Genomic DNA, 25,758 nt, shown 5'->3' with positions numbered 1-25,758 from the left:
GGCAGGCGGGGCGTTCGATGCATCGGAAAATCGCTTATTCGGCGCGGGCGGCGCGGACATCGACGCCCGCATCGGCGAGCGCGCCGCGAATGCGTCGCGCGAATTCGAGTGCGTGCGCGCCATCGCCATGCAGGCAGATGGTCTGCGCCTTGAGCGGCACCCATTCGCCGGACACGGCCTGCACGCGTTGCTCGCGCACCATCGCGAGCGTTCGGTCGAGCACTTCGGTTTCATCCTCGAGCAGCGCGCCCGGTTCCTTGCGCGGCACGAGCGAGCCATCCGCGCGATAGCCGCGATCCGCGAAGACTTCCTCGATGGCGGCCAAGCCCGCGCGCCGCGCCGCATCGACGAGACCGCTGTTGGCGAGACCGAAGATCAGCAGCGACGGATCGAAGTCATGCACGGCGGAGCAGATGGCATCCGCTATCCCGGGGCTTTTCGCGGCCTGGTTGTAGAGCGCGCCGTGCGGCTTCACATGCGCGATACGTCCGCCTTCCGCCCGCGCAATGGCCGACAGCGCGCCCAGTTGATACAGCACGCCCGCGTAGATTTCCTCGGGCGGCAAGTCCATTTCCTTGCGGCCGAAGTTCTCGGGATCGTTGAAGCTCGGATGCGCGCCGATCGCCACGCCTTTCTGCACCGCCCAGCGCACGCACTCGCGCATCGCGGTGGCGCCGCCCGCATGCCAGCCGCACGCGATGTTCGCGGAGCTGACGAGTTCGAGCAGCGCTTCGTCGGTGCCGCAGCCTTCGCCGAGATCGGCGTTCAGATCGATTTCCATGATGTCGTATCGTTCAAAGTCGTTACGTTGATTTAGCCAGACGCGCGCAGCGTTCCTCGTGCATCGCGATGGCCGTGCCCACCTGACTGACATAGCGCCGCTCTTCGGCGAGCGCATGGCGTGCTTCTTCCAGCGACGTTTCGATGAAGCGCACGCCGCCGTTCAACCGTACTTGCGCGAGCTTCCACAAATCCGCCTTGATGACCGCGCCGATCTTCGGGTAGCCGCCTGTGGATTGCGCGTCGCCCATCAGGACGATGGGCTGGCCGTTCGGCGGCACTTGAATCGTGCCGGGCAAGACCGCGTGCGACAGCAGTTCGATTTTCTCGCCGCGTTCGAGCTCCGTGCCCGCAAGGCGAAAGCCCATGCGGTTGCTGTTTGGCGTGATGGTCCATTCCTCGTTCCAGAAGTCGCGCTGCGCCTTCTCCGTGAAGCTCGCGTATTCCGGACCGCGCAGCACGCGAATCGGCACGGCCCAGTCGACGCCCGGCGCATGTCGGCCGCGCCGCACGGGTTCATCGACGAGCACGAACTTGCACCACGCGGGCGCCTTCACGCCGAAGGCCGGTTCTTCCGGCGAAAACGCGATGCCCTTGTGCGGTTGCGGCACGCCGACAGGCAAACGGTCGCCGTCGGCAAGCGCGCGTCCGCCCAGGCCGCCGAAGCATGCGCCGAGGTCGGTGCTGCGTGAGCCGAGCATCGGCAAGACGTCGATACCGCCCGCAATGCACACGTAGCCGCGCATGCCGCGCTTGGCCGCGCGCAGCGTCAGTTCCTGGCCCGCGCGCACGGGCAGACTCCACCACGAATAAACCGGCTCGTCGTCGAGCGTCGCGCCGAAGTCCGTGCCGGTAATCGCCACGCGCGTCGCGCGCGAGAAGCGCAGCACGGTCGGCCCAAACGTGACTTCAATACCCGCCGCATCCGCCTTGTTGCCGACGATACGATTGCCGATTTCCAGCGACAGCGCATCGAGCGCGCCGCCCGAACTCACGCCGAGATGCCGATAACCGTGGCGCCCGAGATCCTGCACGGACGAGAGCACGCCCGCGCGTTTTACTTCGATCATGCGCGCACCTCCAGCGCCGTGAAGCGCACGCGGTCGCCGGGCTGCATGAGCGTCGGCGGGTTGCGGGCCGGATCGAAAAGCTTGAGGTCGGTGCGGCCGAGCAGATTCCATCCACCGGGCGATACAGCGGGATAGATACCCGTCTGCGCCCCGCCGATGCCGACCGAACCCGCCGGCACTTCGAGGCGCGGTTCCGCGCGGCGCGGCGTGTGCAGCGCGGGATCGAGGCCGCCCATGTAGGCGAAGCCCGGCTGAAAACCGAGAAAGAAGACGACGTATTCGGCTTCGGTGTGACGCTTCACGACTTCATCGACGGAAAGGCCGACGTGCTTGGCGAGCGAACTCAGATCGGGGCCGTCCGCGCCGCCGTAGCGCACCGGAATCTCGATCTCCGCGCCGCCTGTATCCGATGGCGTGGCCGCTTCCCAACCATCTTCGAGTTGCGCCGCGAGGGCTTCGTAATCGGCTTCGAGCGGGTCGAAGACGATGGTCAGGTTGTTCATGCCCGGCACGACTTCGACGACGTGCGGCATGAGCCGCGCGATGTCGGCGAGCGCCCAGATGCGGCGCTGACAATCGAGCGTCGCCGGTGGCGCGGATTCGCACACGAGCGCGTTGTCGCCAAGCGGATGAATACGTGGTTTCGTCATGCCTCTCTGGTCCCTTGCGCGCGCCGTCCATGCGGCCAGCAACGCGTCAGAATGCTACATTGTCAATAAATTATCGACAATTTATCAATAAGCGTTTGTTCGGAGTGTAGTTCGTGACGCAAGGTCGCGGCTGCGCGATATCGTTCGGATACACTCCACGCACTTTTCAACGGTCCTCGCCATGTCGCGTCACCCTACCAAGATCGTCTCGTCCGAGCATCTCGTGTCAGAAGTCAGCGCCGAGTTATCGGAGTTCGAATACGCGCTCATCATGGTGAGCAACGCGTTCAATCGCTGGATGGTGCGTTGCATGTCGGCGGCGGGCGCGAAGGACATGACCGCCGTGGAAGTATCGCTGCTGCATCACGTGAGCCATCGCGATCGCAAGAAAAAGCTCGCCGATATCTGCTTCGTCCTCAATATCGAGGATACCCACGTTGCCACGTATGCACTCAAAAAACTGGTGGCGCGCGGTTACGTTAAAAGCGAGAAGACGGGCAAGGAAGTGTTCTTTTCCGCAACGGCGGCAGGGCGCGAGTTGTGCGGGAAGTATCGTGAAGTGCGGGAGAGCTGTCTCATGTCGACGCTGCGCGAGAGCGGGCTGACAAACGAGCAGATTGGCGACGCCGCGCAACTCATGCGCAACGCATCCGGTCTTTACGATACCGCCGCGCGCGCGGCGACATCGCTTTGAGTCAGTAGACGGCAGCCTCGGTGACGATGGCTCCAAGCGGCAAGTCGTGAGTCCCGCGCGGGAGCGCATCGCATTTGCCCGATTCGTAGGCAATCCCGATAGTCACGGGGCGCTCGCCATTCGGCCAGGCGGCGAGCGTGCGATCGTAGTAGCCGCCGCCGTAACCCAGTCTCAAGCGCTGGAGATCGAAACCGACGCATGGAATCAGCAACAGATCCGGCGTCACGCGGGTTTCCTGCGCAGGCACGGGAATGCGATAACGGCCTTCGTTCATCGGCATTTGCGCATGCCATGCGTGGAAGGCCATCGGCGCCTTGGGCTCGACCACCACGGGCAACGCGGCGACGCGCGTCGCGTCTGCCGCGAGCCAGCGCGTGAGCAAAGCGCGTGCATCGAATTCGCCCGCAACGGGCCAATAAAAGCCGATGCACTTGACCGCATGCTCCGCGAGCAACGCCTCGATGCGTGTCGCGAGCGCCTTGTTTCTTTCGGCTTGCGCGGGATCGTCACGCTGTGCTTCGCGGCTTGCGAGAAGCGTGGAACGCAATGCGCTTTTAGGTTCCGCGCAAACGTTGCGTGCTATGCTTTCAACCGATCTTTGGACCACCTCGCGCTCCAGTAATAACGATGTCAAAACGCCTCGACCGAGTATATCTTGCGGCTGGTACCGCACTTGCCGCAGTGACGCTCGTCGCTTGTGGAACAGCTTCCGCGGTTCGCCCCGACGAAGACTTCTCGCCGTCGTCCGACGACCGCATCTTCATGCAATTGCGCGATGCCGCGCGCGCGAACGATCCGGCCAAAGCCGCCGTTCTTGCCGCGCAAATCCCGAACTATCCGGCGCCGAGTTACGTCGAGTACTTCACGATCAAGCCGCAACTCTTCGATTCGCAAGGCCACGCGCGCATCGACGCGCCCGATGCGCCGGTGCTCTCGTTCCTGCAGCGCAACGACGGCCAGGCCATTGCCGACCGCATGCGCAACGATTATCTCGTCGTGCTCGGCAGCCGTCACGACTGGAAGAACTTCGAGCAGCAATATGCCCGCTTCGTGCTCAACGACGACACGCAGGTCAAGTGCTATGCACTCGAAGCGCGTCTCTCGAAGGGCGAGAACGTCGCGGAAGCGGCGCGCGCGCTGCTCGTCGATCCCAAATGGTACGGCGACGGCTGCGTCGATCTCATCGGCGCACTTGCGGAGTCAGGCCAGTTCACGAGCGACGACATCTGGCAGCAGATTCGCATCGCTTACGAACAGAACTACACGTCGACCGGATTAAATATCGTCGAAGCGCTCGGGCAGGAAAAGCCGAAAGCCTCGCTTCTCGACGACGCGGTCAACAAGCCGCCGCTTTACCTCGCGCGCGGCGTCATGCCGAACACGCCGGCGCACCAACTGACCTTGCTCGCCATCACGCGCATGGCTCGCAACGATCCGGCAATGGCCGCGGCCACGTTCAGTTCGGTCGCGCCGAGTCTCACCGCGCAGGAACGCGCGATCGGCTGGGGCACCATCGGCTATCAGGCGGCGATCAAGCGCATGCCGGCCGCGTCGGACTGGTATCGGCTATCGGCGAACGCGCAGTTGTCGAACCCCGCATATGAATGGCGCACGCGCAGCGCGCTGCTTGCGGGCGACTGGAACATGGTGCGCTGGTCTATCGACCAGATGCCGCCCACCTTGCGCAGCCAGCCTGCGTGGACTTACTGGCACGGCCGCGCGGTCAAGCAAGCGGGCGACGCCGCAACGGCCAATCAGGAATTCCAGTCGATCGCGGACCAATACAATTTCTACGGCCAGCTCGCGCTGGAAGAAACCGGCCAGAAGATCAGCGTCCCGCCGCGCACTACCGTGAGCGATGCCGAAATCGCGCAGATGCAGTCGGTGCCGGGCTTCGCGCTGTCGCAACGTTTCTACTCGCTGAACATGCGGCTCGAAGGCAACCGCGAGTGGAACTGGCCGTTGCGCAGCATGACGGACCGGCAACTCATCGCCGCCGCGCAGTATGCAAAGCGCATCGAACTGTTCGACCGCACGGTGAACACCGCCGACAAGACGAAGACCGAGCACGACTTCACGCTGCGTTATCTGTCGCCGTTCCGCGATATCGTCGAGCGCGATGCGCAAACCACCGGGCTCGATATCGAATGGGCATACGGGCTTATTCGCCAGGAATCGCGCTTCATCATCAACGCGCGTTCGGAAGTAGGCGCGGGCGGTTTGATGCAACTGATGCCTGGCACGGCGCAACTCGTCGCCAAGAAAATCGGCATGGGTCCGGTGTCGCGCGCGCAAATGAACGACATCAACACCAACATTCTGCTCGGCACAAATTACCTGTCGATGATCTACAATCAATTCGATAACTCGCCCGTGCTCGCCACTGCCGGTTACAACGCAGGTCCCGGCCGGCCGAAGCAATGGCGGCAGGATTTGCGCGCGCCTGTCGAGGGCGCGATTTTTGCTGAAACCATTCCGTTCACCGAGACGCGCGATTACGTCAAGAACGTGCTGTCGAACACCGTCTATTACGCGGCACTGTTCGAAGGCCGTCCGCAATCGCTGAAGACGCGGCTGGGATATATCGCGCCGTAGTTCTTTCGCACCGCGCGTCGCGGTTTCGTTGCACGAATAGACGGAACGGGCGCGCGGCTGCCCCTTCCCCGTTCGCATTCGTCAAAGCGCACTCACAAAGCCGCGACTCAAGAGGCGAATATGCGACATCAAAAGGTAGCGCTCATCGGCGGTTCGGGTTTCATCGGAAGTCATCTCGTCAACGCGCTGGTCGATCTCGGCAAGAACGTGCGAATTGCCACGCGGCGCCGTTCCAACGCGGCGCATCTGACGCTTCTTCCCGTCGATGTCATCGAAACCGATATTCACGATCCCGCGCAACTCGCGGCTTTCGTCGCGGAGGCCGACGCGGTGATCAACCTCGTCGGCGTGCTGCAAGGGCGGCGCGGCGAGCCTTATGGGCCTGAGTTCGAGAAAGCGCACGTCGAGTTGCCGCGCAAGATCGCGGCGGCGTGCGCGGCGAAAGGCGTGCGCCGGCTGCTGCACATGAGCGCGATCGGCGCGGATTCGGAAGGTCCGAGCATGTATTTGCGCTCGAAGGGCGACGGCGAAAAGGCGGTGCGCGACTCGGGCCTCGACTGGACCATTTTTCGAAGCTCCGTCGTTTTCGGTCCCGAGGACAATCTGCTGAATCAGTTCGCCTTCCTCGAACGCATGTTCCCGGTGATTCCGCTGGCTTGCGCCGACGCGCAGTTCCAGCCTATTTTCGTCGGCGACGTGGCCAAGGCCATGGTCAACGTGCTGGACCTCGACGCGGCCAACCGCATGGTCTATGAACTCGCGGGGCCGGGCGTCTTCACGCTCGCGGAGCTGGTGCGCTTTGCGGGCGCGACCATCGGCAAGCATTCGCGCATCATCAAGCTGCCCGAGAGCCTTGGCCGCCTTCAGGCGATGACGCTCGAACTCGCGCCCGGTGAACCGCTGATTTCGCGCGACAATCTCGATTCGATGAAAACGCCGAATATTGCGAGCGGCCCGCTTGCGCCCGAACTGGGCATCGGCGAACCGGCGAGCATCGAGGCGATTGCGCCGTTGTATCTGACGGGCGCGTCGAATCGCTCGCGCTTCAATTCTTTTCGCGCCACGGCGCATCGCTGAACATCGATCGCATGAAACTCGTCATTGGTGACAAGAACACGTCTTCCTGGTCCATGCGCCCTTGGGTGCTGATGAAGCACTTCGGCATTCCCTTCGAGGAAACGCTGATCCGTCTCGGTCAGCCCGATACCAAGGCGCGCATTCTCGAAGTGTCGCCATCGGGCAAGGTGCCGTGTCTCGTCACCGACGACGGCGCCTCCGTGTGGGAGTCGCTTGCAATCATGGAGACCCTCGCCGAGCGCTTTTCCGACCACGCGATGTGGCCGCGCGATGCCGCTGCGCGGGCACGTGCGCGCAGCATCAGCGCCGAGATGCACGCGAGTTTCGCTGACTTGCGTCAGTCGATGCCCATGGAAATTCACACGCACGCGCCAGGCAAAGGCGCAAGCGAAGGCGCATTGGCGAATATCGCGCGCATCGAAGCGTTGTGGGCCGATTGCCTGGCGAAGTCGGGCGGGCCGTTTCTGTTCGGCGAGTTCGGTATTGCGGATGCCATGTTCGCGCCGGTCGTCATGCGCTTCAATTCCTACGAGCCGTCGCTTGACCATGAATCGCGTGCCTATGCGCAGCGCGTGACCGCATTGCCCGCGGTCGCGGCGTGGATCGAGGATGCAAAGCAGGAAATCGCGCAATGAACATTTACGCGGTTGGCGGCGCGATCCGCGACGAGTTGCTCGGCGTGCCAGTGGTGGATCGCGATTATGTCGTGGTTGGAGCCACGCCCGAGCAAATGGTGGCGCAAGGCTATAAGCCGGTGGGCAAGGATTTCCCGGTGTTTTTGCATCCGCGGACGCACGAGGAATACGCGCTCGCGCGCACCGAGCGCAAGACGGCGGCGGGGTATCACGGCTTCCAGTTCTACTACTCGCCGGACGTGACGCTCGAAGAGGATTTGACGCGGCGCGATTTGACCATCAATGCAATGGCGCGCGAAGTGAATCCGAATGGCGAACTGACCGGCCCGGTGATCGATCCGTTCAACGGCCGCGCCGATCTCGGGCAGAAACTCTTCCGGCATGTGGGCGATGCGTTCATCGAAGACCCGGTGCGTATTCTTCGTCTCGCTCGTTTCGCGGCGCGCTTCGCCGATTTTTCAGTCGCGCCGGAAACCGAAGCGCTGATGAAGAAAATGGTCGAGGCGGGCGAAGTCGATGCCCTCGTGCCCGAGCGCGTATGGCAGGAAGTCTCGCGCGGTCTAATGGAAAAGAAGCCTTCTCGCATGTTCGAGGTCCTGCGCGGTTGCGGCGCGCTGGCGCGCATTCTCCCCGAAGTGAACGCGCTTTGGGGCGTGCCGCAACGCGCCGACTATCACCCTGAAGTGGACACCGGCGTCCACGTGATGATGGTGGTGGACTACGCGGCGTCGCAGGGGTTTGCGTTGCCGGTGCGCTTCGCCGCGCTCACTCACGATCTCGGCAAGGCGACCACGCCGGACGATATCCTGCCGCGCCATATTGGTCACGAAGGGCGCAGCGTCGATCTCCTGAAGCCGCTTTGCGACCGCTTGCGCGTGCCGAACGAGTGCCGCGATCTGGCGGTACTCGTCGCGCGCGAGCACGGCAACATTCATCGCGTCATGGACGCGGGCGCGGGCGCGCTGGTGCGCCTCTTCGAACGCGCCGACGCGTTGCGCAAACCCGCGCGTTTCGCGGAAGCCCTGCAGGCATGTCTTGCCGATGCGCGCGGTCGGCTCGGTCTGGAACAGCAGCCTTATCCACAGGCTGAACGGCTGCGCGAGGCGCTAGTCGCGGCCCGTTCCGTCGATGCCGGCGCGGTCGCGCAACGCTTCGCCAATCAGCCCGCGGGCATAAAAGACGCCGTGCACGATGCGCGGGTCGAAGCGGTGAAGGCGGTTCTGTAACGGCTAGAGCGCGCGCGCGATCAGCGACAGCAACATCGACAGCAGCAGCGTCGACATGAACGGAAACGAGTATTCGCGTCCAAAGATGCGCAGCGTGAAGTCGCCCGGCAAGCGCCCGACGCCGAGCTTGCGGAGCCACGGCCAGCAAGCCGACAGCACCATCAGCGCGACAAACGTAGTCAGAAGCCAGCGGATCATGGCAATGGCTCAGAGCGTATGGGAACGGTCGCCGGCCGAGAAGGCGTCGAGCGTGCCGGGAATGCCGCGCGAAAACGCGATCACCTTGAAGAGTTCGCCCATCTCTGCTTCCGAAAGCAATTTCTGCACGGCGTTGGCGGCGGGCAAAAAGCGCCGCACGTCGGCCGGATCGAGTTCGTTGAGTACGTCGGTGATACCGGCGTTCATTAAAAAGCGCGCCTGCGATGCGAAGCCCAGCAGATCGGCGCCGGCTTCCGTGCCTGCTTCCGCGATCCCCGTGAATTCGACGTGCGCCGTGATGTCCTGCAAGCCCGGATAGAGAAACGGGTCCGTGTGCGCGCGATGCCGGTAATGACACATCAACGTTCCGGTCGCGCGCTGCGCGTGATAGAACTCGCGGCGCGGAAATCCGTAGTCGATGAAAAACGCCGCGCCGCGCGTGAGCATGGTGCAAACGGTCTTCGTGAAGCCGAGCGCCGCCTCGTGCGTTTCGGTCACGTATTCGGTGAATGGCTCGTCGTTGGCTTCGTCGATGGCGGCATCGATCAATTCGATTTGCTCGTCGATTTCCACGGGATGGTCATCGAAAGCAAAACGGTCGTTCAGCACGACCACGCCGCGCTCGTGCCACGCGCCGAGCTTGCGCACCACGAGCCGCACCGGCATGGCGTCCAGCACTTCGTTGCCGATCACCACGCCTTCGAACGAATCCGGCAATTCATCGAGCCAGATGACCTTGGCGGCGAGCGCGGGCGCCTGCGCTTCGATTGTCTCGCGCTGGCGCGCGCGCAATTCGCCGGAAAGATCGACGATTGCGTAACTATCGAAGGCCACGTCTAGTTCGGCGAGCGCGTTGAGCAAACCCGCCGCGAGCTTGCCCGTGCCCGCGCCGAACTCCATCAGCCGGCGCGTGCCGCTCTGTTCGAGCGCCTGCGCCACGGGCCGCGCGAGCGTCGTCGCGAACAAGGGCGACAATTCGGGCGCGGTGACGAAGTCGCTGCCGTCTTCCGCGCGCCGGCCGAACTTCGTCGCGCCGCCGCTGTAATAGCCGAGTCCGGGCGCGTACAGCGCGAGGTCCATGTAGCGGTCGAATGGCAGCCAGCCGCCCGCCTCGGCGATACGCTCGCGAATCAGCGCGGAAAGTGCGTCGGACTGGGCGAGTGCATCCGCGCCGGGAGCAGGTAAACTGTCGGATTGTCGAGCTTTCGGATTCATCCCAGTATTGTAAATGAGCGCCTCCACGCCGTTATCTTCCGCAAATTCGCCGCTTTCGCCCGCTTCGGCTGCGCGGTCCCGCGTCGTACTCGTGACCGGCGGCGCCAGGCGCATCGGGCGCGGCGTCGCGCTGGAATTCGCTCGCCAGGGCTGGGACGTCGCCGTGCACTACGGCGGCTCTGCGCGTGAAGCGCTCGAAACCGTCGCCGAAATCGAAGCGCTTGGCCGGCGCGCGGCCGCATTGCACGCGGATCTCGGCATCGAAGCGGACGTGGCGCGGCTCGTGCCGGCGTGTGTCGAGGCATTCGGCGCGCTGAATTGCGTGGTGAACTGCGCATCGCGTTTCGACGAAGACACGGCCACCGACTTCGGCTACGCGAAGCTGCTCGAGATGACCGCGATCAACGTCGCCGCGCCGCTCACGCTTGCGCGTCTGTTGCACGAAATCACGCCTGAATCCGCCGCCGATGACGACACGAAACGCGGCGTTGTCATCAACGTGCTCGATCAGAAGCTGTACAACATGAACCCGGATTACCTGTCGTACACGCTCACGAAGGCCGCGCTGGAAAACGCCACTGTCGCGCTCGCGCAGGCGCTGGGGCCGAAGCTGCGCGTCGTCGGCCTCGCGCCGGGACTGACGCTGATTTCCGCCGGGCAGACGCCGGAATCGTTCGCGGCGGCGCATCGCGTGACGCCGCTCAAGCGGGCGTCCACGGTGCGCGACGTCGCGGAGGCCGCGTGCTTTCTGGCGAACGCGCACGGCATGACCGGCACGACGCTCGTGGTCGATGGCGGCCAGCATCTCGTGCCGAGCCCGCGCGACGTGATGTACCTGTTCGGCGCGCCGAAGCTGTAGCCGCGCGCCGCGTATCAACTTTTGGAACGAACCCATGCTTGCCGCACTTTCGCATCCCCGGCTGGCCGATTGCCGGCGGCTTTTTCTGCGCAACTACGAAGTGCGCATCAATATCGGTGTGCATGACTTCGAGAAGCGCGGCGAGCAACGCGTCGTGATCAACGTCGAACTGTTCGTGCCGCTCGCGCTGTCCACGCCCGTCGCGGACAAGCTCGCCGAAGTCGTCGACTACGACTTCATGCGCTCGACCATCGCCGAGCGCGTGAAGCGCGGCCACATCCATCTGCAGGAAACACTCTGCGACGATGTCGCCGCCGCGCTGCTCGCGCATCCGAATGTGCGGGCCGTGGCGGTATCGACAGAAAAACCCGACGTGTATCCCGACTGCGACGCGGTGGGCGTCGAAGTCTTCCGTATCAAAGAGGAACGAGCATGAACGCGCCCGAGACACTGCAAGCGCCCGACGAGCAAAAGCCCGCGCGCGAAGCGCTGACGCGCCGTCAGCAGAAGGAAGCCTACGAGAACAACAAGCTCTTCAAGCGGCTCGCGCGGCAAGTCGGCGAGGCGATCGGCGACTTCAACATGATCGAGGAAGGCGACAAGGTCATGGTGTGTCTGTCCGGCGGCAAGGACAGTTACGCGATGCTCGAAATTCTCATGCGCCTGCGCGAGCGCGCGCCGATCAACTTCGAACTCGTGGCCGTCAATCTGGATCAGAAGCAACCGGGATTTCCGGAGCATGTGCTGCCCGAATATCTGAGCAAGCTCGACATTCCGTTTCATATCGAGAACCAGGATACGTACAGCATCGTCAAGCGGCTGGTGCCGGAAGGCAAGACGACGTGTTCGCTGTGCTCGCGGCTGCGGCGCGGCATTCTGTACCGCGTGGCGGGCGAACTGGGCGCGACCAAGATCGCGCTCGGGCATCATCGCGACGACATTCTGCAGACGCTTTTGCTCAACATGTTCTATGGCGGCAAGCTGAAGAGCATGCCGCCCAAGCTGCAATCGGACGATGGCAAGAACATCGTAATTCGCCCGCTTGCCTACGTGAAGGAAACCGATCTGGAAAAATACGCCGCGTTGCGCGAGTTTCCGATCATCCCGTGCAATCTGTGCGGCAGTCAGCCCAACTTGAAGCGCGCGGAAATGAAGGCGCTGGTGCGCGATTGGGACAAGCGTTTTCCCGGTCGAGTGGACAACATGTTCAACGCGCTGACCAATGTCGTGCCGTCGCATTTGATGGATCACAAGCTCTTTCCGTTTGCCGGATTGCGCGCGACGGGCGAGGCGGACGCAAACGGCGATATTGCCTTCGACGAAGAACCGTGCGCGAGCGAACCGTCCGGGCCGGCAAACGCGATTTCAATCGTGCAGTTCGACGACCTTTGAGCCTTTCCCGACAAGGCGCAGCGTGGCATTTACCGCACTGCGTCAAAAGGCCTGCGTGCTATATTGGCCGCAACCATTCTTCGCAAGAAATCCGTCAATGAACATCGTGATTCTGGCTGCCGGCATGGGCAAGCGCATGCGCTCCGCTCTGCCGAAGGTCCTTCATCCGCTGGCGGGCAAGCCGCTTCTCGCGCATGTCATCGACACGGCGCGCACGCTTTCGCCAACGCGGCTCGTCGTGGTGATCGGTCACGGCGCGGAGAAAGTGCGCGAAGCCGTCGGCGCGCCCGACGTGCAGTTCGCCGTCCAGGACAAGCAACTCGGCACGGGCCACGCGGTGCAACAGGCGCTGCCGCTGCTCGATCCCTCCGTGCCGACGCTCGTGCTCTACGGCGACGTGCCGCTCACGCGCGCAAGCACGTTGCAACGCCTGCTCGATGCTGCCGGCGGCGAACGCTACGGCGTGCTGACGGTAACGGTGGCTGATCCGACCGGCTACGGCCGGATCGTGCGCGATGCCAGCGGTTCCGTGCAGAAAATCGTCGAACAAAAAGATGCGAGCGAGGAAGAGCGGCGGATTGCGGAGATCAACACGGGCATTGTCGTTTCGCCCACGCGCACGCTCGAAGCGTGGCTCGCGTCGCTTAAGAACAACAACGCGCAGGGCGAGTTTTATCTCACCGATGTAGTCGAGCGCGCCATCGAAGCGGGCGTCAAAGTGGTGACGGCGCAGCCCGATGCCGAATGGGAAACGCTCGGCGTGAACAGCAAGATTCAGCTGGCGGAACTGGAGCGCGTGCATCAGCGCAACGTGGCTTACGCGCTGCTCGAAGCGGGCGTGACGCTCGCGGACCCAGCCCGCATCGACGTACGCGGCACGCTCGAATGCGGCGCGGACGTTTTCATCGACGTGAATTGCGTCTTCGAAGGCCGCGTGACGCTGGCGGATAACGTGACCATCGGTCCGAACTGCGTGCTCCGCAATGCCACCATCGGCACAGGCGCGCGCGTGGACGCGTACACGCATATCGAAGGCGGCAAGACCGGCGCGAATGTCGTGCTCGGGCCGTATGCGCGGCTGCGTCCGGGCGCGGTGCTTGGCGACGAAGCGCACGTCGGCAACTTCGTCGAAGTGAAGAACGCGGTGCTAGGCCACGGTTCCAAGGCGAACCACCTGACCTATATCGGCGACGCGGACATCGGCGCGCGGGTAAATGTCGGCGCCGGAACCATCACCTGTAACTACGACGGCGCGAACAAGCATCGCACGATCATCGAAGACGACGTGTTCGTCGGCTCGGATACGCAGCTCGTCGCGCCCGTGCGCGTCGGTCGTGGCGTGACCATCGCGGCGGGCACGACCGTGTGGAAGGATGTCGGCGAAGGCGAACTCGTGCTGAACGAGAAAGTGCAGGTCAGCAAGCCGGGCTACGTTCGCCCGGTCAAGGCGAAGAAGGTCTGAACAACGCGCGCGGACTGCATTGCGGCGCGCGCACGAAACTAAGTCTGAAAGGATCAACGCCATGTGTGGAATTGTCGGCGCGGTTGCGCAACGTAATATCGTCCCGGTGCTCGTCGAAGGCCTGCGACGCCTCGAATATCGCGGCTACGACTCGTGCGGCGTCGCCGTATTGAGCAACGGCGAGCCGCGCCGCGCGCGCAGCGTCGCCCGCGTGGCCGATCTCGACGAACAGGTGAAGCAATCGGGACTCGCCGGCATGACGGCCATTGCGCACACGCGCTGGGCCACGCATGGCGCGCCCGTCACCGACAACGCACACCCCATCTTTTCGCGCGATACCGTGGCGCTCGTGCATAACGGCATCATCGAGAACTACGAGGCGTTGCGCGAGATGCTGCGCGGCAAGGGCTACGAGTTCGTATCGCAGACGGATACCGAAGTCATCGCGCATCTGATTCACAGCATGTATCGCGGTGATCTGTTCCAGACCGTGCGCGAAGCCGTCGCGCAATTGCATGGCGCGTATGCCATCGCGGTCATTCATAAGGATCAGCCGCATACGGTGGTGGGCGCGCGGCAGGGTTCGCCGCTCGTCGTCGGTCTGGGCGATGGCGAGAACTTCCTCGCGTCCGATGCGCTCGCCATTGCGGGCAGCACGGACCGTTTCTCGTTCCTCGAAGAAGGCGATGTCGTCGAACTTTCGCTCGATGGCGTGAAGATTTTCGATCGGGCGGGTCTGCCCGCGAAGCGCGAAGTGCGCGTGGTGACGGCGTACGGCGGCGCCGTGGAGCTTGGGCCGTATCGCCATTTCATGCAAAAGGAAATCTTCGAGCAGCCGCGCGCTATCACCGACACGATTCCGCAAGCCGATCACTTCGACCCGGAGCTATTCGGCGCGACGGCCGGCGAGGTGTTCGCGGAAATCGACAGCGTGCTCATTCTGGCGTGCGGCACGAGTTCGTACGCGGGTTTGACGGCGAAGTACTGGCTCGAATCGATCGCGAAGATTCCGACGCAGGTCGAGATTGCGAGCGAGTATCGGTATCGGGAGTCGGTGCCGAATCCGAAGGCGCTGGTCGTGGTGGTATCCCAATCGGGCGAAACCGCCGACACGCTCGCCGCGCTCAAGCATGCGCAATCGCTCGGCCACAAGCACACGCTCGCGGTCTGCAACGTTGCGACGAGCGCGATGGTGCGACAGACCGAGTTCGCGTTCCTGACGCATGCGGGCACGGAGATTGGCGTGGCGTCGACGAAGGCGTTCACGACGCAGCTCGTCGGCTTGTTCGTGCTGGCGGTGACGCTCGGTAAGCTGCGCGGTTTCGTCGATGCAAAGCAGGAGGCGGCTTATCTCGGTCAGTTGCGTCACTTGCCGGCGGCGTTGAATAGCGTGCTGGCGCTGGAGCCGCAGATCATCGCGTGGTCGGAGGAATTCGCGCGCAAGGAGAATGCGCTTTTCCTCGGGCGCGGGCTGCATTATCCGATCGCGCTGGAAGGCGCGTTGAAGCTCAAGGAGATTTCGTATATCCACGCGGAGGCTTATCCGGCGGGCGAACTGAAGCACGGGCCGCTCGCGCTGGTGACCGAGGCGATGCCGGTCGTGACCGTCGCGCCGAACGATACGCTGCTTGAAAAGCTCAAGTCGAACATGCAGGAAGTGCGGGCGCGCGGCGGTGAGCTTTACGTGTTCGCGGATGCGGATACGCGCATCGTCAGTGAGGCGGGCATTCATGTCATCCGCATGCCCGAGCATTACGGCGCGCTCTCGCCGATTTTGCATGTGGTGCCGCTGCAATTGCTGTCGTATCACACCGCTTGTGCGCGTGGGACGGATGTGGATAAGCCGCGGAACTTGGCGAAGTCGGTGACGGTGGAGTGAAGTTGGGTTGGTGCCGTCGCGAGTTTTGTAAAGCGCCCCTTCGGGGGCGTTTTTGTTGGATGGGCATATCCTGAAACAAGTGGCACCCTTTTTTAAGCGGTAAAACAACGCCGGTAAGCGTCAATTTTTGCATTTAACCGGCAAAAAAATGCGCTTCAACTTAGCAAGCTCAGCTGAGATTTCGGAGGAATCAGGCCAGCGCCTGCGCGCTCACCGCCTTGCGCAAAATCTCCAACAGGAAAGACGTGGCAAGCCGCGCCGGCATAACGACGCGCGCGCTGCGCGATATCGAACGCGGCGGACAAGGGTCGCTCGATTCTTTTATCCGCGTCGCAATGGCATGTTGGGCCTTGCCGACAATCTGGATCTCCCTTTCGAACTCAAGCCGCGCTCCGATCACAAGGAAGTCTGCGCGGTCGAGGCCATGTACGGCGCCATTGCAACTGCGTGCGAGCTACGAATGCCCGTCACGGCTTATTTCGATCTCGGCGATTCCATGGCCGCCTTTGGTATCGAACGATTCGATCGCGCGAGCGGCATACGCGTCCCCATGCATACGGCAGCCGGCGTGGCGCACGCCGACTTTCGCGTCCCTCAGGGGGACTACGTCACGCTTTTGCGACTCACGCAGTTCATGACGCGCGATGCACGCGAAGTATTTCAGGCCTTCGAGCGATGCGTGTTCGACGTCGTCTTCGACAATCGCGACGATCACTGGACGCGGACGGCCGCTGGCAGTTTCCACCCGCGTACGACCTCACGTTTAATTCAGGTCCGGGCGGCGAGCATCAAATGGATGTCTGCGGAGAGGCAAGGGCCGTGACGCGCGAGCATCTCATGAAGCTCGCCAGCAAGACTAGCATCGCGCCACGTGTCGCTGCGCGCTCCATCGATCGAATCGCGACCATCGCATCGGACTTCAAACGCTACGCCGACCACCTGCCGATAACCGTCGAAACCCTCGACGCCATGACCAAGACGATCTCGACCAACCAGGTGCGCGTGGCCTGACGCCTGTGGACAACCCTGTCAACAGTTCGACTGTTCGTCTGTTGGCGGTTTCTGGATAACTTCGCGTTAACCCGCAAACACCGAAAGTTGTCCCAGCTTCCGTCCGCAAACGCGCTCGCCATACCGGACTTGTTAAATCGCCAACTCGTTGATCGGAAAAGCACGACGGTACTTATCCACTGAAACGCCTCGTGCTTGTTAACTATTACTACGTATACATACGAATCCTTTTGTTAACTTAGACAGACGAGGCACGCTGCTCAAAACCCGTGCGATGTTTCAGACCGCAGCCGACGCATGCACGTCTTTCAACCGCTCACGGCTGTTGCTCAGATGCAGGCGCATTGCTGCGCGTGCGTCGTCGCTGTCCTGACGCGCGATCGCCCGATAAATCGCCTTGTGTTCACTCAGAACATTGCGCAGGCGTTCGATCTGATCCAGCTCCGCCAACTCCGCCCGGCCAAGCCGCGTGCGAGGACTCACGCCTCGGCCCATCTGACTCAGGACGTCGTAGAAATATCGGTTGCCGCTTGCCCGAGCAATTTGCAGATGAAACTCGACGTCGTGTTCGAGAACATCGGTGCTGCCGCTCGTCAGTTGATCCTCGAAGTTTTTGAGCGTCGCGGCAATCTGCTTCAGATGCTGCTCCGTACGGCGTCCCGCGGCGAGCGCGGCAGCCGCGCCTTCCAGGTCGATGCGAAACTCGATGATCGCCATGATGTCCAGCAGGTTCGACAACTCGACGCCCGGTAAGCGAACGGTCTCGCGCCCGGACGGCGCCAGAATGAAAGTGCCAACGCCATGCCGCGTCTCGACGACATTCGCCGCCTGCAACCGCGACACCGCTTCGCGCACCACCGACCGGCTCACCGACAGTTGCTTCATCAACGCGGCTTCGGTCGGAATTCGGTCGCCAGGTCGCAGAACGCCACGCTCGATTTCCTCGAACAACGTGGTGACAACTTTATCGGTCAGACTCGCCATGTTCTCTTGATGTTGGGAAGAATGGTGTGGTCGGACATCTTGTCCGCGCCGTGGGCAGCGCCTGTAACTTGGATGTCAGACAACGCATCATGTCGTCACGCCGTTCGTTCGTCAATTCGGCGATTCCAGCGCTCGCAGCGCTTAACAAATAGGATGTCATATAACTATCCGCGCTTAACGATACCCCTTTTAACGTCGCCGCAAAAAGGATTAAGGGTTAACTCCGCTGTCTAATGTGAATGAAAACACAGTACCCTGTGTTAAGACGTCTGATGACATTTGCAATCTCAGACACCGGCTTCTCATCGAAAGACAGTCGCTCAAGGAGACACCATGTCATCAACGGCACCTTATCAAGCTTTGCCCAATACCTTCCGGGCGGCGCTTCTCGCACGCAAGAAAGTGATTGGATGCTGGACGTCGCTTGCCAGTCCTATCGTCGCGGAATTGCTCGGCGTTGTCGGCTTCGACTGGATTCTGCTCGACGCCGAGCACGCGCCCAACGATTCCATCACGCTGATTCCGCAGCATATGGCGCTGAAAGACAGCGTCAGTGCGCCCGTGGTGCGGCCACCGGCCAACGACGCCGTCGCCATCAAGCGCTTGCTCGACGCGGGCTTCGTCAACTTTCTCGTTCCGTTCGTCGATAGCGCCGACGACGCTCGCCGCGCCGTGGCATCCACGCGCTATCCGCCGCAGGGCATTCGCGGCGTGTCGGTCGGGCATCGGGGAAACCGGTATGGCACGGTGCCCAATTACTTCGACCTGGCCAACGACAACATCGCCGTCGCGGTGCAGATCGAAAGCCGCGCGGCCGTCGAAGCCATCGACGAAATCGCGGCCGTCGACGGCGTCGATGCGCTCTTCGTCGGGCCTTCGGATCTCGCGGCATCGTACGGACATCTCGGCAATGCGAATCATCCGGACGTGCAAGCCGCCATCAAACATGTCTTCGAACGCGTGCACGCGGCTGGCAAGTCGAGCGGCATTCTCGCGCCAGTGCAGCAGGAAGCCGAGCGCTATCTCGCGCTGGACTGCACGATGGTCGCGGTCTGCGCCGACCTGGGGCTGCTCCGGAACGCCGCGCAGGGCGTGAAGAAGCACTTCATCCAGGAGTAAGCTGCGCGGGTGGCAAGACCCGCGGCTGACTTCGAGAATCGAATCTGAAAACCGACCAAGGAGCGACACAATGCAAAAGGCAGGCTTTATCGGACTGGGCATCATGGGCAATCCCATGGCCGCCAATCTCCTCAAGAACGGCGTCGAACTTGCGGCATTCACGCGCAGCGGCGTGCCCGCCGATCTGACCGGCGCGGGCGCCAAGGCGTGCGATAGCCCGGCGGATGTCGCCGCCCAGGCCGACATCATTTTCCTGATGGTGCCGGACACGCCCGACGTAGAGCGCGTGCTGTTCGGCGAGAACGGCGTCGCGCAGAACTTGCGCGCGGGTCAGATCGTCGTCGATATGAGCTCGATCTCACCCATCGCCACGCGCGAGTTCGCGGCGAAGGTGCGCGAGCGCGGCGCGGATTACCTCGATGCGCCCGTTTCCGGCGGTGAAGTCGGCGCGAAGGCGGCATCGCTCACCATCATGGTCGGCGGCGCGCAGGCGACCTTCGACAAGGTCAAGCCGTACTTCGACATGATGGGCAAGAACATCTCGCTGATCGGCGAAGTGGGCGCCGGGCAGGTCTGCAAGGTGGCGAATCAGGTGATCGTCGCGGCAACCATCGAAGCAGTCGGCGAAGCGCTGCTGCTGGCGTCGAAGGCCGGCGTCGATGCCGAGAAGGTTCGCACCGCGCTGATGGGCGGCTTCGCGTCGTCACGCATTCTGGAAGTGCACGGCGAGCGCATGACCAAGCGCACGTTCAATCCGGGCTTCCGGATCGAATTGCATCAGAAGGACTTGAATCTGGCACTGGCGACCGCGCAGTCGCTTGGCGTGTCGCTGCCGAACACGGCGACGTGTCAGCAGTTGTTCAACTCGTGCAGCGCGCATGGCGGCAAGGCGTGGGATCACTCAGGAATGGTTCGCGCGCTGGAGATCATGGCGAATCATGAGATTGGGCAGGAAAAGAAGTAAGACGCTGGTTCAACTGTCGTCGACAAGCCGGCGTTCGCCGGCTTTTGTTTTTGGCTGGCTCGTTGGAGCTTGGCCCTTGCCGTGAGGCTCGACGCGGGCGCACTCGCTATGAGTTGTCGGACGTCTCAATTGGCCTTTGCCCATTCGAACTGCTAGAAGGATCGAGCGCTGTAGAGGGCTTGTACGAAAGGACTTAAGCGCGACAGGGTAAACGCCGAATTGGTGTTCATGACGACTCGCGATACCATGTCATCTGACAACATATAACGGTATCGGCGTGCTTCTGCATGTCACATAACGCGCGCGAACCGCTGATCGTATATTGCGCGGAAAGACGGCGAAGACGCGCTACATCACTTTCATGGATACCGGCGTCGCGACGCGCGAGACATCGTCTTGGTTCTCCGCGTGCCATCGGTGCCGCGACTCTATGCGCTCTCGCGCGAAAATAAGCGCAGCGCAAACCAACCCAACGAAGCTCCGACCATGTCCACTCAAGCACCTCAAGCGAACGCCACACCCAAAGTCACCGACCTGCGCGTCGTACCGGTCGCGGGCCGTGACAGCATGCTCATGAACCTGAGTGGCGCGCACGGGCCGTTCTTCACGCGCAACATCGTGATCCTCACCGATAGCGCGGGCAATCAGGGCGTCGGCGAAGTCCCGGGCGGCGAGAGCATCCGCAAGACGATCGACGATGCGCGCGCGCTCGTCGTCGGGCAATCCATCGGCAACATGCAGGCGGTGCTGAACCGCGTGCGCACGCAATTCGCGGATCGCGACGCGGGCGGCCGCGGCCTGCAGACGTTCGACTTGCGCACGACCATCCACGCCGTCACCGCGCTCGAAGCGGCGCTGCTCGATTTGCTCGGTCAGCATCTGGGCGTGCCGGTCGCGGCGTTGCTCGGCGAAGGGCAGCAGCGCGACGAAGTGGAGATGCTCGGCTATCTGTTCTATGTCGGCGATCGCAACAAGACGGACCTGCCGTACGCGAGCGGCGCGGATGGCCGCGACGACTGGGAACGCCTGCGCACCGAAGAAGCGATGACACCGGAAGCGGTCGTCCGTCTGGCCGAGGCCGCGAAGGCGCGTTACGGCTTCAACGATTTCAAGTTGAAGGGCGGCGTGCTATCCGGCGACGAAGAGATGCAGGCGACGACCGCGCTCGCGGAACGCTTCCCGGAAGCGCGTGTGACGCTCGATCCGAACGGCGCGTGGTCGCTTGCCGAAGCCATCCGCCTGTGTCGCGACAAGCACGACGTTCTGGCCTACGCCGAAGATCCGTGCGGCGCGGAAAACGGTTACTCGGGCCGCGAAGTGATGGCCGAATTCCGCCGCGCGACTGGCCTGCCGACGGCCACCAACATGATCGCGACCGACTGGCGGCAGATGGGTCACGCAATCCAGTTGCAATCCGTCGATATTCCGCTTGCCGATCCGCACTTCTGGACCATGCAAGGCTCGGTGCGCGTCGCGCAGATGTGCAACGACTGGGGTCTTACGTGGGGATCGCATTCGAACAACCACTTCGATGTATCGCTCGCGATGTTCACGCATGTGGCCGCCGCCGCGCCGGGCAAGATCACCGCAATCGATACGCACTGGATCTGGCAGGATGGCCAGCGTCTGACGCGAGATCCGCTGCAAATCGTGGGCGGCAAGGTGAAGGTGCCGGAGCAGCCGGGTCTAGGCGTCGAACTCGATATGGATGAAGTGGAGAAGGCGCACGCGCTGTATCTGCAACACGGACTCGGCGCGCGCGATGATGGCGTCGCCATGCAGTATCTGATTCCGAACTGGAAGTTCGATAACAAGAGGCCTTGCATGGTGCGATGAGCGGGCAGTGATCTAAGGGACTGCGGCGAAAATGCTTCGTTTGGGGGCGGGGCATTTTTGTCGCGAGGGAAGAAGCAATCAGTAGTAGAACCTTGCGTCGATGACTGTCTGGCACTAGTGGCGCAACCCGCTTTGAAAAACCAAGCATTTGTTGGCGCACATTTATTTGAATTAGGAAATTTCTAGTGTCAGAACACCTAAGGCGTGGTTAAAGTCGTTTGACTAGGGGGTCAAATAAAAAATTTTGTTGGATGGCAGCCTTTTTGCGCCGTTCCTTAATGAACGGAGACTCTGACCCCGGCGTACTGAACCTTCCACGCTTGAGGCATTATCTTGGCGACAAAAAGCGCAGACGCGCCACTCAATGTAGAAGCGTTCGAACCACAGGCGCACGGCGAATTGCGGAAGATCCGCCGACGGTTGCCGCCGCTAAATGCGGTAAAAGTATTTGAATCTGTTGCTCGCTTGGGTTCATTAACGCAGGCCGCTCACGAACTCAACGTTACGCCATCGGCAATAAGTCAACAAATAAGAACATTGGAAGACTATATCGGCCGTAGGCTATTTCTTCAGCGCAAGCATCAGCTTATTCCAACCGACATTAGTAAAAGTGCCATTGCCGACATTTCCAATGCGCTTGACCTCATCTCGCGTGCGTTTCGGCCAACGGAACAGCAGTCTTCGCGCATAGCGATCAGCGCGCTCCCTGCGTTTGCCAGCCGATGGCTCAATCCCAGGTTGCCTGCTTTCTTCAAGGAAAATTCAGAAATCGAGCTATACGTCGACGGTTCCCCACGGCTCGTCGATTTCTCGAATGAATCATTCGACATGGCCTTTCGATTTGGCTCTGGACGTTACGAGCCACTAAGCGCCGACCTTCTTTTCAAAGAACGTTTTCAGGCCGTCTGCGCCCCTTCGCTCAAAGACGAAATAGAAACAAAAATTGCGGAGGGCAGCTTCGATGAAGTCTGCTTTATTCTCGATGTCGGTATGCGGTCAGGGGAGCAAGTGACGTGGAATGACTGGTTCGCAAAGCGAAGTATTGCGCCAAGACCGCCGGAGCCAAAAATGATTTGTACCGACGCGAACACCTCGATTGAAGCTGCGGTCAGTGGCTGCGGACTTTTGCTCGGACGCCATGTGTTGATTGGTGGCCTGCTGGATCAAGGGCTTTTGGTCGCACTGGATGAGCCGAGTTTTGAAACCGAACTCGGCTATTTTTTGGTTTATCCATCGTTCGTTGGTTTAACGTCCATCGCTCGTACACTTCGAGATTGGGTCATGCTTCAAACGGTTCAGACTCAGCAGCGACTTGATCAGCTGGCTTAAAATAGAGATAGACAGTAATTCTAAGCATCCCAAAGAAAAACTAAGTTTCATGGGCTCATTGCCGCATCGATAATCGTTCTGGTCTACACGGAAATCGAGGCGGGCATGAAGGACCAACCACTTGTCGAAACAGCATCCGTGCTTCGAGAAATTCGTAGGCGCGGTCACTTGTTGGCAGGCGTGAGCAAGGGAATCATCGGTCTTTCCTCTCGCGATCCGCAAACCGGACATTGGCAAGGATTCGATGTTGAACTCGCTCGCGCTATTGCGGTTGCCGTGCTTGGAGACGCCTCGGCAATCGAGTTTTTTCCAATAGCGCCGGATCAGCGTTGCGTTGCGGTGGCATCCGGACAAGTTGACGTCGGAACGTTCAACGCAAGTGCCACGTTGGGTCGTGAACTGGAGCACGGCGTGATCTTCCCGAAGGCAATGTTATACGACGGGGAAGCGCTAATGGTGAAAGCGGTGGACATGGTTGGGTTGGACGCCAGGCAGGGTGTCCGTGTGCTGGCGAATCGCATCGTTGCCGTCCAGCGCGGTGCAACCACGCAGGTCAACCTCGAACGCTATTTCGGCGCGCGCGAACTCGCGTATGTGCAGCGTTCCTACGCAACGCCAGCCGAAGCTTTACAAGCGTACGCCGAAGGCGAATGCACGTTGTACGCTCTCGACCGTATTCCCCTGACTGGCGAACGTCTCCGACTGCCGGACCCGGACGCTCATGTCATTCTGGACGATCATATATCCAAGGAAGCAATGGGCCCCGTAATTCGTTATGGAGACCCTGCGTGGCAACGGGCGATTGCGTGGATCATGCGCGTTCTCATCGAAGCCGAGGAGCTCGGAATTAACGCAGGGAATTGCGACGACCTCGCTAAAAAGGGACCGGCTCATGTTCGTGAGTTCTTGAATGCTTCCGAGGACAAATCAAAGACACTCGGGCTCCAGCCAAGGTTTGCGCTACGTATCGTTCAGCAGGTTGGAAACTACGCGGATATCTTCGCTGCGCATCTTGGACATGCATCTCCCCTAAAGCTGCCCCGGCTGAAAAACGATCTGTGGTCGCGAGGGGGTCTTCTAATCTCCCCGGAATTTCACTGACTTGAAAGATTTTTGAGGCTGCCATTCGCAACGCGGGAGAGCGCTGCCCATACGTTGCTTTTGGCTGATAAAAAGAAAAGGAGCTCAACGTGCCGTCCCTTCAAAAAACAGACACAACGTATTCCGGTAATTCGCCTTTTGCGAAGAATCGAGGAACCATCGTGCTTGGCGTTGCCGTCAGCGATCCGCACGTGGTCGCGAATCATTTGATCGCAATGTACCTACGCCGCCAAAACTTCAAGGTAATAAATCTTGGCGCCTGCACTTCCAGCGAGGAATTCATGCAGGCGGCGAGCCAAGCAGACGATTTAGTCGCAATTCTGATCGGTAGCTTGAACGGTCACGCGAGAGCCGATCTGGCCGATCTGCCCGAGTTGCGTGCTCGCTACGACGTCACCGCTCCCATCATCGTTGGCGGAAATTTGTCCGTTGGAGCAGTCAAGAGCGACCAGGTCGTTCAGGACCTTCATGCATTAGGCGTCGACATGGTGTTGAGGCATCCAAGAGAAGTCATGCATGTGCTTTCGAATATGGCGCCAGCAGTTTTGCCGTTTCAGGTCGAGACACCCGAGTTCGTAGGTTAATTCGAATAAAAAGAGGAAACCGAATCATGCGCAAATCCATTGTCAAAGTCGCTATCGCAGGCGCCACAGGTGCCGTGGGTCAGGAATTGTTGCGCCTCATGGAGGAACGAAATATCGACGCCGAGTTAGTCGGCGTTGCCGCTTCGAGTCGGTCATCCGGAAAGGAGATTTGCTTTCGTGGCGAGGCCCGGCGCGTGGTTGATCTCGAGCATTTCGATTTTAGTGAAGTCGATATTGCCTTCTTCTCGGCCGGCTCGACCGTCAGCCGACATCACGCTCGTCGCGCCGCTGCTCAGGGCGCGCTCGTGATCGACAACACGAATGCGTTTCGCATGGATGGCGACACGCCGCTTCTCGTCCCACAAGTGAATGCGCACGTATTGGCGACCCGGCCACAGTCAAATATTATCGCCAATCCAAACTGCTCCACGATTCCTGTCGTTCGTTTGCTTGATCCCGTACACCGGATCAATCCGGTGCGAAAAGTAATCGCGGCCACTTATCAGGCTGCCTCCGGCGCCGGACTTACAGGGCTTGATGAGCTCAACGATTCCGTCAGGGAAATCCTCGACGGAGATACAGAGGAGCCAGTACACAGCCGATTCGTCGTTCCGCTTGGCTTCAACGTGGTTCCTTCCATCGATGTGCTGGAGGGGGATGGATTTACCTTGGAGGAGCGGAAGATGGTGCAGGAAACCCGCAAGATTCTGGAGGCGCCGCAGATTCATGTCAGCGCGACTTGTGTGCGCGTTCCGGTGCGGAACTGTCACAGTGCTGCGATCTATGTCGAATGTAGCCATGCGGTAGATACAGAGCAATTGAAAATGCTCTGGCGTGCCGCGCCCGAGATTCGGGTATATGACGGTGCGAACGCGACCGATGTACCGACGCCTCGAATGGTCGGTTCATCCGATTTCGTGCACGTTGGTCGAATCCGTCGAGATCCTGAGAACGCTGACGCATTCTGGTTCTGGGTGGTGTCCGACAACATTCGGATCGGTGCTGCGCTCAATGCAGTTCAAATCGCGGAGACGCTGATTGCCCAGCAGCGCTTTGACCTCCGCAATTCGCGCGGATTTGCCAACGCGTGAGGCACAC

At 61.3% G+C, this 25,758-nt stretch carries 26 protein-coding genes; 19 read left to right on the top strand and 7 right to left on the bottom strand.

Annotated features, from left to right (window positions below):
* Positions 1 to 34: 34 nt before the first annotated feature.
* From pxpA to pxpB, 3 genes are read right to left on the bottom strand one after another with little or no spacing between them, the layout of a single operon-like run.
* The gene (gene pxpA, locus NCT03_RS13360) at positions 35 to 781 is read right to left on the bottom strand and encodes a 5-oxoprolinase subunit PxpA (RefSeq protein WP_250492777.1); all 747 of its coding nucleotides are present in this window, start codon (positions 779 to 781) and stop codon (positions 35 to 37) included.
* Between the two features lie 22 nt (positions 782 to 803).
* The gene (locus tag NCT03_RS13355; RefSeq protein WP_244826511.1) at positions 804 to 1,850 is read right to left on the bottom strand and encodes a 5-oxoprolinase subunit C family protein; all 1,047 of its coding nucleotides are present in this window, start codon (positions 1,848 to 1,850) and stop codon (positions 804 to 806) included.
* Entirely contained in the window at positions 1,847 to 2,500 is a 654-nt protein-coding gene (pxpB, locus tag NCT03_RS13350) for a 5-oxoprolinase subunit PxpB (RefSeq protein WP_244826510.1), read from the bottom strand. The genes NCT03_RS13355 and pxpB overlap by 4 nt, the downstream gene beginning before the upstream one ends.
* 181 nt (positions 2,501 to 2,681) lie before the next feature.
* On the opposite strand from pxpB, the gene NCT03_RS13345 reads away from it, so the two are divergent.
* Positions 2,682 to 3,194 carry a winged helix DNA-binding protein gene (locus tag NCT03_RS13345; protein ID WP_244826509.1) on the top strand — a complete coding sequence of 171 codons (513 nt, stop codon included), beginning with the start codon at positions 2,682 to 2,684 and terminating at the stop codon, positions 3,192 to 3,194.
* A 1-nt stretch (position 3,195) separates the two neighbouring features.
* Here NCT03_RS13345 and NCT03_RS13340 read toward each other — a convergent pair whose 3' ends face one another.
* On the bottom strand, positions 3,196 to 3,813 hold the full coding sequence (locus tag NCT03_RS13340; RefSeq protein WP_502800369.1) for a 5-formyltetrahydrofolate cyclo-ligase: 618 nt from the start codon (positions 3,811 to 3,813) through the stop codon (positions 3,196 to 3,198).
* A gap of 8 nt (positions 3,814 to 3,821) precedes the next feature.
* On the opposite strand from NCT03_RS13340, the gene NCT03_RS13335 reads away from it, so the two are divergent.
* From NCT03_RS13335 to NCT03_RS13320, 4 genes are all read left to right on the top strand, one after another.
* On the top strand, positions 3,822 to 5,789 hold the full coding sequence (locus NCT03_RS13335) for a lytic transglycosylase domain-containing protein (protein ID WP_250492775.1): 1,968 nt from the start codon (positions 3,822 to 3,824) through the stop codon (positions 5,787 to 5,789).
* A gap of 120 nt (positions 5,790 to 5,909) precedes the next feature.
* Positions 5,910 to 6,866, top strand: a complete 957-nt coding sequence (locus NCT03_RS13330; protein ID WP_244826506.1) for a complex I NDUFA9 subunit family protein — start codon at positions 5,910 to 5,912, stop codon at positions 6,864 to 6,866.
* 11 nt (positions 6,867 to 6,877) lie between these two features.
* Complete coding sequence (locus NCT03_RS13325) at positions 6,878 to 7,501, top strand: glutathione S-transferase family protein (RefSeq protein WP_250492773.1); 624 nt, start codon at positions 6,878 to 6,880, stop codon at positions 7,499 to 7,501.
* Complete coding sequence (locus NCT03_RS13320; protein WP_250492772.1) at positions 7,498 to 8,727, top strand: multifunctional CCA addition/repair protein; 1,230 nt, start codon at positions 7,498 to 7,500, stop codon at positions 8,725 to 8,727. The genes NCT03_RS13325 and NCT03_RS13320 overlap by 4 nt, the downstream gene beginning before the upstream one ends.
* Before the next feature lie 3 nt (positions 8,728 to 8,730).
* Here NCT03_RS13320 and NCT03_RS13315 read toward each other — a convergent pair whose 3' ends face one another.
* Together NCT03_RS13315 and NCT03_RS13310 are read right to left on the bottom strand one after the other, a co-directional pair.
* Positions 8,731 to 8,925, bottom strand: a complete 195-nt coding sequence (locus NCT03_RS13315) for a DUF2905 domain-containing protein (protein ID WP_244826503.1) — start codon at positions 8,923 to 8,925, stop codon at positions 8,731 to 8,733.
* A gap of 9 nt (positions 8,926 to 8,934) precedes the next feature.
* Entirely contained in the window at positions 8,935 to 10,140 is a 1,206-nt protein-coding gene (locus tag NCT03_RS13310; protein ID WP_250465980.1) for a class I SAM-dependent methyltransferase, read from the bottom strand.
* 13 nt (positions 10,141 to 10,153) lie between these two features.
* On the opposite strand from NCT03_RS13310, the gene NCT03_RS13305 reads away from it, so the two are divergent.
* From NCT03_RS13305 to NCT03_RS13275, 7 genes are all read left to right on the top strand, one after another.
* Positions 10,154 to 10,999, top strand: coding sequence for an SDR family oxidoreductase (locus NCT03_RS13305; protein ID WP_250465978.1), 846 nt, complete (start codon positions 10,154 to 10,156; stop codon positions 10,997 to 10,999).
* Between the two features lie 34 nt (positions 11,000 to 11,033).
* A complete protein-coding gene (locus NCT03_RS13300; RefSeq protein ID WP_250465976.1) occupies positions 11,034 to 11,435 on the top strand; it encodes a dihydroneopterin aldolase in 402 nt (133 codons plus the stop codon).
* Positions 11,432 to 12,391, top strand: coding sequence for a tRNA 2-thiocytidine(32) synthetase TtcA (gene ttcA / locus NCT03_RS13295; RefSeq protein ID WP_250465974.1), 960 nt, complete (start codon positions 11,432 to 11,434; stop codon positions 12,389 to 12,391). The genes NCT03_RS13300 and ttcA overlap by 4 nt, the downstream gene beginning before the upstream one ends.
* Positions 12,392 to 12,488: 97 nt before the next feature.
* Positions 12,489 to 13,853, top strand: coding sequence for a bifunctional UDP-N-acetylglucosamine diphosphorylase/glucosamine-1-phosphate N-acetyltransferase GlmU (gene glmU / locus NCT03_RS13290; RefSeq protein WP_250465972.1), 1,365 nt, complete (start codon positions 12,489 to 12,491; stop codon positions 13,851 to 13,853).
* 61 nt (positions 13,854 to 13,914) lie between these two features.
* Complete coding sequence (glmS, locus tag NCT03_RS13285; RefSeq protein WP_244826497.1) at positions 13,915 to 15,732, top strand: glutamine--fructose-6-phosphate transaminase (isomerizing); 1,818 nt, start codon at positions 13,915 to 13,917, stop codon at positions 15,730 to 15,732.
* A gap of 127 nt (positions 15,733 to 15,859) precedes the next feature.
* The gene (locus tag NCT03_RS13280) at positions 15,860 to 16,555 is read left to right on the top strand and encodes a HipA domain-containing protein (protein ID WP_250492770.1); all 696 of its coding nucleotides are present in this window, start codon (positions 15,860 to 15,862) and stop codon (positions 16,553 to 16,555) included.
* Between the two features lie 14 nt (positions 16,556 to 16,569).
* Positions 16,570 to 16,743, top strand: a complete 174-nt coding sequence (locus tag NCT03_RS13275) for a hypothetical protein (protein ID WP_250465965.1) — start codon at positions 16,570 to 16,572, stop codon at positions 16,741 to 16,743.
* 279 nt (positions 16,744 to 17,022) lie between these two features.
* On the opposite strand, the gene NCT03_RS13270 is transcribed toward NCT03_RS13275, so the two are convergent.
* Entirely contained in the window at positions 17,023 to 17,727 is a 705-nt protein-coding gene (locus NCT03_RS13270) for a FadR/GntR family transcriptional regulator (protein WP_250465963.1), read from the bottom strand.
* A gap of 333 nt (positions 17,728 to 18,060) precedes the next feature.
* Here NCT03_RS13270 and garL point away from each other — a divergent pair, with 333 nt between their 5' ends.
* From garL to NCT03_RS13235, 7 genes are all read left to right on the top strand, one after another.
* Positions 18,061 to 18,846: a 2-dehydro-3-deoxyglucarate aldolase gene (gene garL, locus NCT03_RS13265; protein WP_244826494.1), complete on the top strand. Its 786-nt coding sequence runs from the start codon at positions 18,061 to 18,063 to the stop codon at positions 18,844 to 18,846.
* 70 nt (positions 18,847 to 18,916) lie between these two features.
* Positions 18,917 to 19,810, top strand: coding sequence for a 2-hydroxy-3-oxopropionate reductase (locus tag NCT03_RS13260; protein WP_250465961.1), 894 nt, complete (start codon positions 18,917 to 18,919; stop codon positions 19,808 to 19,810).
* Positions 19,811 to 20,296: 486 nt separating this feature from the next.
* The gene (gudD, locus tag NCT03_RS13255; protein ID WP_250465959.1) at positions 20,297 to 21,646 is read left to right on the top strand and encodes a glucarate dehydratase; all 1,350 of its coding nucleotides are present in this window, start codon (positions 20,297 to 20,299) and stop codon (positions 21,644 to 21,646) included.
* Between the two features lie 333 nt (positions 21,647 to 21,979).
* A complete protein-coding gene (locus tag NCT03_RS13250) occupies positions 21,980 to 22,975 on the top strand; it encodes a LysR substrate-binding domain-containing protein (protein WP_250492768.1) in 996 nt (331 codons plus the stop codon).
* A gap of 105 nt (positions 22,976 to 23,080) precedes the next feature.
* Positions 23,081 to 24,076, top strand: coding sequence for a transporter substrate-binding domain-containing protein (locus NCT03_RS13245; RefSeq protein WP_250465956.1), 996 nt, complete (start codon positions 23,081 to 23,083; stop codon positions 24,074 to 24,076).
* A gap of 89 nt (positions 24,077 to 24,165) precedes the next feature.
* Entirely contained in the window at positions 24,166 to 24,660 is a 495-nt protein-coding gene (locus NCT03_RS13240; protein ID WP_250465954.1) for a cobalamin-dependent protein, read from the top strand.
* Positions 24,661 to 24,686: 26 nt separating this feature from the next.
* Positions 24,687 to 25,751, top strand: coding sequence for an aspartate-semialdehyde dehydrogenase (locus NCT03_RS13235; protein WP_250465951.1), 1,065 nt, complete (start codon positions 24,687 to 24,689; stop codon positions 25,749 to 25,751).
* The last annotated feature ends 7 nt before the right edge of the window (positions 25,752 to 25,758 follow it).

Source organism: Caballeronia sp. GAWG1-1, from assembly GCF_023631465.1.
Taxonomy (GTDB): domain Bacteria; phylum Pseudomonadota; class Gammaproteobacteria; order Burkholderiales; family Burkholderiaceae; genus Caballeronia.
The sequence above is the reverse complement of the archived record's forward strand: the minus strand, read 5'-3'. Positions and strand labels throughout refer to the sequence as shown.

What these genes read in the sequence shown, in the direction of transcription:
- pxpA (WP_250492777.1), bottom strand. Translation starts at nt 781, where the DNA reads ATGGAAATCGATCTGAACGCCGATCTCGGCGAAGGCTGCGGCACCGAC.
- NCT03_RS13355 (WP_244826511.1), bottom strand. Translation starts at nt 1,850, where the DNA reads ATGATCGAAGTAAAACGCGCGGGCGTGCTCTCGTCCGTGCAGGATCTC.
- pxpB (WP_244826510.1), bottom strand. Translation starts at nt 2,500, where the DNA reads ATGACGAAACCACGTATTCATCCGCTTGGCGACAACGCGCTCGTGTGC.
- NCT03_RS13345 (WP_244826509.1), top strand. Translation starts at nt 2,682, where the DNA reads ATGTCGCGTCACCCTACCAAGATCGTCTCGTCCGAGCATCTCGTGTCA.
- NCT03_RS13335 (WP_250492775.1), top strand. Translation starts at nt 3,822, where the DNA reads ATGTCAAAACGCCTCGACCGAGTATATCTTGCGGCTGGTACCGCACTT.
- NCT03_RS13330 (WP_244826506.1), top strand. Translation starts at nt 5,910, where the DNA reads ATGCGACATCAAAAGGTAGCGCTCATCGGCGGTTCGGGTTTCATCGGA.
- NCT03_RS13325 (WP_250492773.1), top strand. Translation starts at nt 6,878, where the DNA reads ATGAAACTCGTCATTGGTGACAAGAACACGTCTTCCTGGTCCATGCGC.
- NCT03_RS13320 (WP_250492772.1), top strand. Translation starts at nt 7,498, where the DNA reads ATGAACATTTACGCGGTTGGCGGCGCGATCCGCGACGAGTTGCTCGGC.
- NCT03_RS13315 (WP_244826503.1), bottom strand. Translation starts at nt 8,925, where the DNA reads ATGATCCGCTGGCTTCTGACTACGTTTGTCGCGCTGATGGTGCTGTCG.
- NCT03_RS13310 (WP_250465980.1), bottom strand. Translation starts at nt 10,140, where the DNA reads ATGAATCCGAAAGCTCGACAATCCGACAGTTTACCTGCTCCCGGCGCG.
- NCT03_RS13305 (WP_250465978.1), top strand. Translation starts at nt 10,154, where the DNA reads ATGAGCGCCTCCACGCCGTTATCTTCCGCAAATTCGCCGCTTTCGCCC.
- NCT03_RS13300 (WP_250465976.1), top strand. Translation starts at nt 11,034, where the DNA reads ATGCTTGCCGCACTTTCGCATCCCCGGCTGGCCGATTGCCGGCGGCTT.
- ttcA (WP_250465974.1), top strand. Translation starts at nt 11,432, where the DNA reads ATGAACGCGCCCGAGACACTGCAAGCGCCCGACGAGCAAAAGCCCGCG.
- glmU (WP_250465972.1), top strand. Translation starts at nt 12,489, where the DNA reads ATGAACATCGTGATTCTGGCTGCCGGCATGGGCAAGCGCATGCGCTCC.
- glmS (WP_244826497.1), top strand. Translation starts at nt 13,915, where the DNA reads ATGTGTGGAATTGTCGGCGCGGTTGCGCAACGTAATATCGTCCCGGTG.
- NCT03_RS13275 (WP_250465965.1), top strand. Translation starts at nt 16,570, where the DNA reads ATGAAGCTCGCCAGCAAGACTAGCATCGCGCCACGTGTCGCTGCGCGC.
- NCT03_RS13270 (WP_250465963.1), bottom strand. Translation starts at nt 17,727, where the DNA reads ATGGCGAGTCTGACCGATAAAGTTGTCACCACGTTGTTCGAGGAAATC.
- garL (WP_244826494.1), top strand. Translation starts at nt 18,061, where the DNA reads ATGTCATCAACGGCACCTTATCAAGCTTTGCCCAATACCTTCCGGGCG.
- NCT03_RS13260 (WP_250465961.1), top strand. Translation starts at nt 18,917, where the DNA reads ATGCAAAAGGCAGGCTTTATCGGACTGGGCATCATGGGCAATCCCATG.
- gudD (WP_250465959.1), top strand. Translation starts at nt 20,297, where the DNA reads ATGTCCACTCAAGCACCTCAAGCGAACGCCACACCCAAAGTCACCGAC.
- NCT03_RS13245 (WP_250465956.1), top strand. Translation starts at nt 23,081, where the DNA reads ATGAAGGACCAACCACTTGTCGAAACAGCATCCGTGCTTCGAGAAATT.
- NCT03_RS13235 (WP_250465951.1), top strand. Translation starts at nt 24,687, where the DNA reads ATGCGCAAATCCATTGTCAAAGTCGCTATCGCAGGCGCCACAGGTGCC.